Source organism: Streptomyces sp. NPDC060209 (assembly GCF_042728155.1).
GTDB lineage: Bacteria > Actinomycetota > Actinomycetes > Streptomycetales > Streptomycetaceae > Streptomyces.
On the sequence record NZ_JBHWZS010000328.1, the window covers coordinates 1 to 9,638 of the forward strand.

Below are 9,638 nucleotides of genomic sequence, written 5' to 3' on the forward strand. Positions count from 1 at the left end.
TCTCGTACAAAGGTACTGCCGGTTACTGCTCGGCGAGTACGGCCTCGGATTCGAGGGTCACACCGACCGCCTGGATCACCGAAGCGATCTTGACGGCTTCCTGAATGGTCTCACGGACGACGCCGGCCTTGCGCAGCACCTGCTCGTGTGAGTCCAGGCACTGGCCGCAGCCGTTGATCGCGGAGACGGCGAGCGACCACAGCTCGAAGTCGACCTTCTCCACGCCCGGCTTGCCGATGACGTTCATCCGCAGGCCCGCACGGAGGTTCCCGTACTCGGGGTCCGACAGCAGGTGCCGGGTGCGGTAGAAGACGTTGTTCATCGCCATGATGGCTGCGGCCGACTTCGCCGCGGTGTACGCCTCGGCGGAGAGGTTGGCCTTGGCCTCCGGCTCCAGCTCGCGCAGCACCTTCGGCGAACGCGAGGCGATCGCGCAGGCCAGGACGGTGCCCCACAGCTGCTGCTGGGGGAGCTCGCTGTTGCCGATGACCGAACCGAGGTTCAGCTTCAGGTCCTTGGCGAAGTCCGGTATGGCGGACTTGAGTTCGTCGAGTGCCATGTCGGTATCAGCTCACTCGCCCGAGAGGAGGGCGACCGGGTCGAGGGTGTTCTCGCCCTTGGTCCAGTTGCAGGGGCAGAGCTCGTCGGTCTGCAGGGCGTCGAGGACCCGCAGGACCTCCTTGGGGTTACGGCCCACGGAACCGGCGGTCACCATCGTGAACTGGATCTCGTTGTTCTGGTCGACGATGAAGACGGCGCGCTGGGCGAAGCCGTCCTCGCCCTCGATGCCGAGGTCACGCATGAGCTCGTGCTTCGAGTCGGCCAGCATCGGGAAGGGCAGGTCGGTCAGGTCCGGGTGGTCCTTGCGCCAGGCGTGGTGCACGAACTCCGAGTCGCCGGAGAAGCCGAGGACCTGTGCGTCACGGTCGGCGAACTCGTCGTTCAGCTTGCCGAAGGCGGCGATCTCGGTGGGGCACACGAAGGTGAAGTCCTTCGGCCACGCGAAGACGATCTTCCACTGACCCTCGTAGGTCTTGTGGTTGATCTGCTCGAACTCCTTGCCGCTCTCCAGCGACACGCAAGCGGTCAGGTCGAACTCGGGGAACTTGTCACCGACAGTGAGCACGCGCACTCCTTGCTGCGTAGGAAATCCCCTTTTGAGGGCGTTCCTGGGGGTTGGACTGCCCCCACCTTGGCACAGAGTGCATTGATCACAGAAATAGCTACACTCGGTCGGGATGATCGGAGGTGCCTATCAGTGGCGTATGTAAATCAGTCCAATAGGGTCAAGCAGCCCAGCCTCTCGCAGCTGCGCGCCTTCGCGGCGGTGGCGGAACATCTGCACTTCCGGGACGCGGCGGCAGCAATCGGTATGAGTCAGCCGGCGCTCTCCGGGGCGGTGTCCGCGCTGGAGGTGGCACTGGGTGTCCAGCTCATCGAGCGTACGACGCGCAAGGTGCTGCTCTCGCCGGCGGGGGAGCGCCTCGCGGTGCGGAGCCGGGCGGTGCTGGAGGCTCTCGGCGAGCTGATGGAGGAGGCGGAGGCGGTACGCGCGCCGTTCACCGGAATACTCCGGCTCGGCGTGATCCCGACGGTCGCGCCGTATCTGCTGCCGACCGTGCTCAGGCTGGTCCACGAGCGATACCCGGACCTGGAGCTGCAGGTGCACGAGGAGCAGACCTCCTCGCTGCTGGACGGGCTGTCGGCCGGACGGCTGGACCTGCTGCTGCTCGCGGTGCCGCTCGGGGTGCCGGGTGTCACGGAGCTGCCGCTGTTCGACGAGGACTTCGTGCTCGTCATGGAGAAGGAGCACGACCTCGCCGGGCGCACCGGCCTGCCGCGCGAGACGCTGCGGGATCTGCCGTTGCTGCTGCTCGACGAGGGGCACTGCCTTCGTGACCAGGCCCTGGACGTCTGCCGGGAGGCGGGGCGCACCGAGGGGGCGCCGGTGACGACGACCGCTGCCGGGCTCTCCACGCTGGTGCAACTCGTCGCGGGCGGGCTCGGGGTGACCCTGCTGCCGCGTACGGCGGTGACGGTGGAGACCGGGCGGAACGAGGCGCTGTCCACCGGGTACTTCATGGATCCGGCGCCCTCGCGGCGGGTGGCGCTGGCCGTGCGGGCGGGCTCGGCGCGGCACGACGAGTTCGAGGAGCTCGCGGCCGCCCTGCGCGGCGCGATGGGGACGCTGCCGGTACGGACACCCGAAGAAGGGTGAGCGCGCCCCCCCGGCGCGCCCACCCCTCCGGCGTCACTCCGTACGCAGACCGTCCGGGCGCATCAGGTGCCACAGCAGCGGCAGGGAGAGAAGGGTCACGGCCAGGATGAGCGCACCGCCGGCGCCCGCCATCGGCAGGAACAGCCACCACTGGGTGACCGACTTGGCCAGCATCCAGGTCATGACCGCGCCCAGCCCGAGGCCGCCCGCGATCGCGACCAGGAGGCCGATGACCACCGGCAGGGCGGTCTGCCAGAGCACCGACCAGCCGAGGGTGACTCGCCTGGTGCCGAAGGCGACCAGGACCGACAGCAGCCGCTTGCGTTCCCGGAGCTGCTCCAGCTGGGAGATCAGCATGGAGGCGGCGATGAGCAGCAACGTCGCCGCCGCACCGAGCCGCAGGCCCGTCTGCACGCTGGCGTACTGACGGTCGCGTTCCGTCGAGGCCAGGGTGGCGACCCGCATCCCGGGGTCGATCCCGGCCGCCGTGTTCCGTACGTACTCGGAGACGTCCTTCACGCCCTCGTCGACCTTGATCTGCGCGACCGTCTGGGCGCTCGGCAGGATGCGCGGGTCGACGGCCCCGACCGTCGCCATGATGCCCCAGTGCTCCTCACCGATCGGGTCGCGGCTCGTCGTGACCGTGGCCGCGTCCGCGGGCAGGGTCCACCGCACCGACTCGGCCCCCGGGTCCCAGCCGATGGAGGAGTTGAGCTCGATCTCCTCGCCCTTGCGAGCGGTCTCGTCGACCCAGTCGCTCATCTCCTTGTCGCCCCTGGGGTGGACGACGAAGGCGTCGCCCTCCTTGCAGGAACGGATCTCGGCGAGCTCCTTCAGGGTGGCGCAGTCGCCGACGGTGAGGGAGGTGGTGGGCGTGACCTCGTCCTCCCCGTACGTCCCCGGCTTGGTCACGTACGTCTCGACCGTGCCGATGACGCGTTCCACGCCCTCGGTGGCCCGGAACTCCTCGATGGTCCGGGCGGCGGCGTCGCCGGTGACCTTCTCCGAGAAGGTGTGGAACTGGGCGCGTGAGGGATCCTGGCCCGTCATCGTCTCGAACTCGTCGCCGACCGCCGCGAACAGCATCTGGAGGGCCACCGCGCCGGCGACCGCGACGGTGATCCCGCTGACGGCCCGGGACGCCGCCCCGCTGTTCAGCTGGAGCCGGCGCACCGCCAGCTGCCAGGGCAGCGGACCGCCGCGCAGCCTGCCCACACAGGCCTCGATCAGCCAGGGCAGCAGCAGTGCGAGCCCGAACAGGACGAGCACGGCGCCGGCGGCGATCGGGTACGGGTCGACGGGAGTGTCTTCCTCGACCCTGCCCGTCAGTCCCAGGACGGCCAGACCCAGGGCCGGTACCAGCAGACGCCACCAGAGGCGGCGCCTGCGGCTGCCCGTGTCGCGCATGACGCCCAGCGGCTCGACGGCCACCGCGCGCATGGCGACCAGTGTGACGAGCACGGCGGACAGCGGCACCGCCACGGCGATGAGCGCGGCCTGCCAGAGGGCGGGCGTGAGGTCGGACGGGAACGCGCTGTGGTTCCAGAGCTCGATGTGCCCGATGAATCTGCGGCCCACCAGGAAGAACGCCAGCCCGGCCAGCAGGCCGAGCAGTGAGCCGAACAGCGCCTCGCCCGCCGCGATCCGGCGGGTCGTCCGGATGTCGGTACCGACCAGGCGGAGGGCGGCGAGCCGGCGGTCGCGGCGGTCGCCGCCGAACCGCACGGCGGTGGCGATGAAGATCGCGACCGGCGCCAGCAGTACGACGCAGATCAGGATGACGAGGACGACCAGGACGGGTGTGAGCGGCTCGTTCGGGGTGTCGTCGCCGTAACCGGCCAGCCGGTGCCCGCCGGTGGCGGGGGTCAGCGAGTCGCTGCCCACGTAGAAGTACAGCTCGTGCGGGGAGCGCAGACCGGGGTCGGCGATCGTCGAGGTGATCCGGTACGGCAGCCGCTCCTTGAGGAGGGCGCCTTCGGGTGAGGCCAGCAGCTCGCGGAGGGCGGGGGAGGCCGCCATCTCACCGGCCCCGGGGAAGGCGTCGACCCCGGGCGGGACGACCGGGTGCGACCCCTCCGCGCGCATCAGGAAGCCTTCGACGGTGAGGCCTCGGTACTCCGTCCCCGCGTTGATCCGCAGGACCGTGGTGTCCGACTTCGGGACGTCGGCGTTGCGCGACGCCGAGACCTCCTCACGGGCCTGGTCGCGCGAGGAGCGCTCGGCGAGCAGATGCGGCACGGACGCGGCGGCCAGCAGCAGCGCCACTCCCAGTCCCACCCCGACGGCGGTGAGCGCGGTCCGCGCCCAGCCCTCGCGCCCGCCCGCGGCGGCGAAGCGTATGCCGAGGCCGAGGTCACGCAGCCAGGTCATACGACGTACTCCAGATCACGGCAGCGGCCGTCGCGCACGACGACGTCGCGGTCCGAGTACGCGGCGACGCGCGCCTCGTGGGTCACGAGCACGACGGCCGTGCCGGCCGTCCGGGCGGACTCGGTGAGCAGCTCCATGACCCGCTCGCCGTTGAGGGAGTCCAGCGCCCCCGTCGGCTCGTCGGCGAAGACCACCTTGGGGGAGGCGACCAGGGCGCGGGCCACGGCCACGCGCTGGCCCTGACCGCCGGACACCTCACCGGGGCGCTGGGCGGCGATGTTCTCGACCTCCAGGCGCTCCATCCACTCCAGGGCGGTGCGTTCGGCCTCCTTCCGCTTGACGCCGTTGAGGCGCAACGGCAGGGCGACGTTCTCCACGCAGGTCAGCTCGGGGACGAGCTGGCCGAACTGGAAGACGAAACCGAAGTCGCCGCGGCGCAGGGCGCTGCGCTCGGCGTCCGACATGCCGGAGAGCTCGTGGCCGCCGTAGGTGACGGTGCCCGAGTCGGGGGTGACGATCCCGGCGAGGCAGTGCAGCAGTGTCGACTTGCCGGAGCCGGACGGGCCCATGACGGCGACGACCTCGCCGGGGTGGACGGAGAACGAGGCGCCGTCGAGCGCGGGGGTGGAGCCGTAGGTCTTGTGCAGGTCGTGGGCGGCGAGCAGGGAGCCGGCGGGGGTCACGGGGCGACCACCTCGGCGAGCCGGCCGAGACGCGCGGAGGTCAGTTCCAGCCACCGCAGATCGGCTTCGAGGTGGAAGAGGGCGTGGTCGCAGATCAGCTGGTCGGCGAGGTCGCCCTGGCGCTTGCGGTCGGTGAGGATGCGCATCAGGCGCAGGTGCTCGGAGCGCTGGGCGTCCAGGAGGTCGGCGGCGTCGCGGCCGGTGAGCAGGGCCAGGACGACCTTCGTGTACAGGGTCGACTGAAGGTACGGCTCCGGCTTCTCGGGCTGCGCGAGCCAGGCGGCGACATCGGTGATGCCCGCGTCGGTGATGGCGTACCGCTTGCGCTCGGGCCCGCCGTCCGTCTCGACCCCGTCGACCTCGACGAGTCCGTTCTTCAGCAGGCGGGACATGGTCGCGTAGACCTGACCGTAGTGCAGTGGGCGATCGTGCCCGAACTTCTCGTCGAAGGCGCGCTTGAGGTCGTAGCCGTGGCGGGGGCCGGACTCCAGGAGCCCGAGGAGGGTGTGACCGATTGACATGCGCCGCACTGTACACGGTGTGTATACCTAGCATGTATACGGGCCCTCGGTGGTGCGGGCGGCTCACCCGGGCCGTGCGAGGGAGGGGGGCGGGGACCCGGCCCCCTCCCGGCGCGGCTCGACCCGTGCGGTCACCCCGTGGGCTCGGGCGGCTCCGGCGGCGGGGCCTTCGGGGGCCGGCCCCTGCGGGGGATCGGGGCCGCGCCGCCCGGGAGCCGGCCCGCCTCCGCCAGGGCCCGCCGCAGCAGGAACTCGATCTGCGCGTTCGCACTGCGCAGCTCGTCCGAGGCCCACCGGGCCAGCGCGTCATGCACCGCGGGATCCAGCCGCAGCAGCATCTGCTTGCGGGCGGGGCCGCGCCGGGGTGTCCGGCCGGGAGGAGGGGCCGCGTCGTCGGTCACTGGTAGAGCGTGCCCGTGTTCAGGACCGGCTGCGCCGCACGGTCACCGCACAGCACCACCATGAGGTTGCTGACCATGGCCGCCTTGCGCTCGGAGTCGAGCTCGACGATGTCCTGCTCGGCGATCCGGGTCAGTGCCATCTCGACCATGCCCACCGCGCCCTCGACGATCTGCTGACGGGCGGCGACGACCGCCCCCGCCTGCTGCCGCTGGAGCATCGCGGAGGCGATCTCGGGGGCGTACGCGAGGTGGCTGAAGCGGGACTCGATGATGCGCACGCCGGCCGCCTGCACCCGCGCGGTGAGCTCGACCGCGAGCTTCTCGGTGATCTCCTCGGCGTTGCCCCGCAGGGAGAGCCCGCCCTCCTCGTGGGCGTCGTACGGGTACTCGATGGCGATGTGCCGGACGGCCGCCTCGGTCTGGGTGGCGACGAACTCCAGGAAGTCGTCGACCTCGAAGAGCGCCTGCGCGGTGTCCTCGACCTTCCAGACGACGATCGCCGCGAGCTCGATCGGGTTGCCGTAGGCGTCGTTGACCTTCAGGACGGCCGTCTCGTGGTTGCGGACCCGGGTGGAGATCTTGCGGCTGGACGTCAGCGGGTTGATCCAGCGCAGGCCGTCGGAGCGGATCGTGCCGACGTAGCGGCCGAAGAGCTGGATGACCCGGGCCTCGCCCGGAGCGACCATCTTCACACCGCTCATGCAGAAGAACGAGGCGATGGCCAGGAGCAGCCCGAGGATGAAGAGCGGGATTCCGGCGCCGTTGTGGCCGTTGGAGCCGAGGACGCCGCCGACGATGGCCAGGGCCACGCCGAGGAACACCCCGAAGACGGTCAGCAGGAGCCCGAGGCCGCCGGGGATGGAATGTGCGGTCGTCTCCCTGACCTGGGGTTCGGGCATCTCGGGAGCGTCCGGCGTCAGGTCGGCGCCGGGGCCGGTCGCGTCGGGAAGGTCGTGCGGTGCGGACATGGATCCCCCGTCTCGTGCGGCATGACGCCGCGCTATCAATGTGATTTCACATTAACGCGTTTCGCAACCTTGTGCACCCCTCGCGAGTCGGTTCCTTCGGGACCGGGTGCTGATTCTCACGTCCGGAAAAGACCGGATCGCTTGCCATTTGTCCAGGCTTTCAGTGTTAGCTGGCAGGTCTGACCGGAGCGGTACGAGCAGAAGAACAGGAGCACCACAGCGATGGGTCGAGCGGATGCGCGGCGAGCCCAGGGGCGAGAAGCCCGCCGGGCCAAGGGCGGTGGCATACGCCGGCTCTTCACCTGGCGGAAGATCCTGGGAACGTTCTTCGGGCTCTGCCTGCTCGGAATGGGTGCCCTGGCGGCGCTCTACATGTACGTCGACGTGCCGGAGGCCAATGCCCAGGCCGAGAAGCAGAGCAACGTCTACAAGTACAGCGACGGCACGCTCCTGGCCCGGAGCAACTCAGAGGTCAACCGGGAGATAGTCGACCTCGGCGTCGTGCCGAAGAGCGTCCAGCACGCCTTCGTCGCCGCCGAGAACAAGTCCTTCTACCGCGACCAGGGCGTCGACCTCAAGGGCACCGCGCGCGGTGTGTTCAACACGCTCTCGGGCAAGGGCAAGCAGGGTGGATCCACGATCACCCAGCAGTACGTGAAGAACTACTACCTCACGCAGGACCAGACGGTCACCCGCAAGCTCAAGGAGCTGGTGATCTCGCTCAAGGTCGACCAGCGCACGGAGAAGGACGACATCCTCGCCGGATACCTCAACACCGTCTACTACGGACGCGGTGCGAGCGGTATCCAGGCGGCGGCACAGGCCTACTACGGGGTCGACGCCAAGGATCTCGACACCTCCCAGGGCGCCTACCTCGCGGCCCTGCTCCAGGCCCCCAGCCAGTACGACTGGGCGAACGCGACGCCCACCGGCAAGAAGCTCGTCAAGGAGCGCTGGGCCTACACGCTGAACAACATGGTCGACGAGGGCTGGCTCGACCGGGCCGAGCGGGACAAGATGACGTTCCCCGTCCCCGACTCGCCCAAGGCCGCCCCCGGCATGGAGGGCCAGACCGGCTACCTCGTCGAGGCCGCGAACGACGAGATGAAGCGGCAGGGCATCACCGAGGAGATGCTGGACGCCGGCGGCTGGACGGTCACCCTCAACATCGACAAGAAGCGGCAGAAGCAGCTCGAGAAGTCGGTCGACCGGCAGCTGGAGAACCAGCTCGACCGCAAGAACAACAAGGTCGACGCGACCGTCCAGGCCGGTGCCACGTCCGTGGACCCGAAGACCGGCAAGGTCGTCGCGCTGTACGGCGGGGTCGGGGCCACCGAGCACTGGTACAACAACGCCACCCGGCAGGACTACCAGCCGGCCTCCACCTTCAAGCCGCTGGTGCTCGCCTCCGCGCTGGAGAACGGGTCGACCACCCAGGACGGCGACCTGATCGGCCTGAACACGGTCTACGACGGCACCAGCAAGCGCCCTGTCGTGGGCAGTGACACCCCCTTCGCCCCGCAGAACGAGGACGACGTCAGCTACGACAGCCCGACCGTCCAGAAGGCGATGGACAAGTCGATCAACTCCGTCTTCGCGCAGATGGTCGTCGACGTCACCCCGAGCGCCGTGAAGAAGACCGCACTCGACATGGGCGTACCGGACAAGAACTTCCCCGAGCGGCCCGCGATCACGCTCGGCACCATGAACGCCTCGACGTGGGACATGGCCGGCGTGTACGCCACGCTCGACAACCACGGCAAGAAGGTCACCCCGACCATCGTGAAGTCCGCCGTGCACCGCGACCGCACCATGGAGCCCGTCGACGGTGTGGGCGGCCAGGTGATCAGCCGGGCGTCCGCCGACACCGTGACGAAGGCGCTGACCGAGGTCGTCGACATCGGCTCCGGCCGCGAGGCCAACACCTCCGCCTACGACGCCGCCGGCAAGACGGGCACCTCCGAGAACAACAAGGCTGCCTGGTTCACGGCGTACACCCCGGAACTCACCACGGCCGTGGCCCTCTTCGGTGAGTCCACCAAGGACGGCGGCGGCCAGGTCAGCCTCACCGGCACGGCCAACTCCGGCCGGGCCAACGGTGGCGGGTTCCCCGCGAAGATCTGGGCGGACTACACCCTGGGCGCGCTCGGGGGCGGCTCGGACGCCGCCTTCGACCTGGAGGGAGTCGAACGCGGTGAGACGGCCGTGACCGAGACGCCCTCGGCCACTCCGTCCGAGACCGAGGAGCCGTCCGAGACGCCGAGCGAGGACCCGACGCCGTCCGAGACGCCGAGCGAGACGCCCAGCGAGGATCCGACGCCGTCGGAGACGCCGAGCGAGACCCCTTCAGGGACGCCGAGCGGGTCTCCCAGCACCACGAAGGACCCCGAGGACGGGGATCAGCCGCCGGGCGAGCGGCCGGGCAGCGACAGCCTTCTGGGGCAGTAGCGACGCGTGAGGGGCGGGTGCCGGCCGGC

9 protein-coding genes are annotated in these 9,638 nt (G+C 70.0%); 2 read left to right on the plus strand and 7 right to left on the minus strand.

Translation table 11 applies throughout. From position 1 onward, the window contains the following. Window positions 1-22: 22 nt before the first annotated feature. Both ACFWFI_RS36875 and ACFWFI_RS36880 read right to left on the minus strand, forming a co-directional pair. Window positions 23-559, minus strand: coding sequence for an alkyl hydroperoxide reductase (locus ACFWFI_RS36875; RefSeq protein WP_387399117.1), 537 nt, complete (start codon window positions 557-559; stop codon window positions 23-25). Window positions 560-571: 12 nt separating this feature from the next. Beyond that, window positions 572-1,126, minus strand: coding sequence for a peroxiredoxin (locus ACFWFI_RS36880; protein ID WP_014154322.1), 555 nt, complete (start codon window positions 1,124-1,126; stop codon window positions 572-574). A gap of 132 nt (window positions 1,127-1,258) precedes the next feature. On the opposite strand from ACFWFI_RS36880, the gene ACFWFI_RS36885 reads away from it, so the two are divergent. After that, window positions 1,259-2,218, plus strand: coding sequence for a hydrogen peroxide-inducible genes activator (locus ACFWFI_RS36885; protein WP_387399120.1), 960 nt, complete (start codon window positions 1,259-1,261; stop codon window positions 2,216-2,218). 33 nt (window positions 2,219-2,251) lie between these two features. Here the strand turns inward: ACFWFI_RS36885 and ACFWFI_RS36890 are convergent, their stop codons facing one another. The 5 genes from ACFWFI_RS36890 to ACFWFI_RS36910 form a co-directional block, all read right to left on the minus strand. Beyond that, complete coding sequence (locus tag ACFWFI_RS36890; protein ID WP_387399122.1) at window positions 2,252-4,588, minus strand: ABC transporter permease; 2,337 nt, start codon at window positions 4,586-4,588, stop codon at window positions 2,252-2,254. Then, a complete protein-coding gene (locus tag ACFWFI_RS36895) occupies window positions 4,585-5,271 on the minus strand; it encodes an ABC transporter ATP-binding protein (RefSeq protein ID WP_387399125.1) in 687 nt (228 codons plus the stop codon). Before ACFWFI_RS36895 ends, ACFWFI_RS36890 begins: the two co-directional genes overlap by 4 nt. Then, the gene (locus ACFWFI_RS36900; protein ID WP_033297984.1) at window positions 5,268-5,792 is read right to left on the minus strand and encodes a PadR family transcriptional regulator; all 525 of its coding nucleotides are present in this window, start codon (window positions 5,790-5,792) and stop codon (window positions 5,268-5,270) included. Before ACFWFI_RS36900 ends, ACFWFI_RS36895 begins: the two co-directional genes overlap by 4 nt. A gap of 131 nt (window positions 5,793-5,923) precedes the next feature. After that, window positions 5,924-6,130 carry a type II toxin-antitoxin system antitoxin gene (locus tag ACFWFI_RS36905; RefSeq protein ID WP_387399136.1) on the minus strand — a complete coding sequence of 69 codons (207 nt, stop codon included), beginning with the start codon at window positions 6,128-6,130 and terminating at the stop codon, window positions 5,924-5,926. 59 nt (window positions 6,131-6,189) lie between these two features. Next, a complete protein-coding gene (locus ACFWFI_RS36910; RefSeq protein ID WP_387399130.1) occupies window positions 6,190-7,161 on the minus strand; it encodes an SPFH domain-containing protein in 972 nt (323 codons plus the stop codon). A gap of 222 nt (window positions 7,162-7,383) precedes the next feature. Here ACFWFI_RS36910 and ACFWFI_RS36915 point away from each other — a divergent pair, with 222 nt between their 5' ends. After that, window positions 7,384-9,609, plus strand: coding sequence for a transglycosylase domain-containing protein (locus tag ACFWFI_RS36915; protein ID WP_387399133.1), 2,226 nt, complete (start codon window positions 7,384-7,386; stop codon window positions 9,607-9,609). The last annotated feature ends 29 nt before the right edge of the window (window positions 9,610-9,638 follow it).